This is a genomic window from Micromonospora sp. M51 (genome assembly GCF_018070305.1).
GTDB lineage: Bacteria > Actinomycetota > Actinomycetes > Mycobacteriales > Micromonosporaceae > Micromonospora > Micromonospora parva.
Genome location: NZ_JAGPXZ010001487.1, coordinates 1 through 479, shown reverse-complemented (window position 1 = coordinate 479; position 479 = coordinate 1). Strand labels below are relative to the sequence as shown.

The following is a 479-nucleotide window of genomic DNA, read 5'->3' as shown; positions in this document are numbered from 1 at the left end:
CATCTACGACGATTCCATGGGAGTTACCCGGGATCTTCCGCTATATGCCCTAGTGATGCCTCTGGCGGAGGCGACGGTTACCCTTCTCGTGGCTATTTTCGCGTGCCGGATGATCGCGGTCGGGAACCTTGAAGGTGCGCTGTGGCGGTTGTCGATGCTGATGGCCATCGCTAACCCAATTGACCTTGTTCGTGAGTACGTCGAAGGCAATACCACCGGATGGCGGGTTGCCACCAGACTCGGTGGGGCCGCCATCTGTCACGTCCTTCTCATCCTGGCCCTGGCCGTTGCTGTGGACGCCGTGATACGACACCGCCACCGGATTCTCTCCAGCGTGGCTGCTGTCAGCCATCTTGGCTGTTTGGCAGCATCCGGGTCTCGCGCCGGAACCATTAGCCTGGCACTATTCGTCATCGGGCTGGTATTTTTCGGACGTTCTTACCGGACGCGCAGCCGGAAACAGCGGACCGTCATCGCAA

The 479-nt window shown here is 59.7% G+C and carries 1 protein-coding gene; it reads left to right on the top strand.

The annotated features are described in order from the left end of the window. Nucleotides 1-55: 55 nt before the first annotated feature. Nucleotides 56-479, top strand: a 424-nt coding sequence (locus KBX53_RS35585; RefSeq protein WP_210864098.1) for a hypothetical protein, incomplete at its 3' end; no start/stop codon positions are given.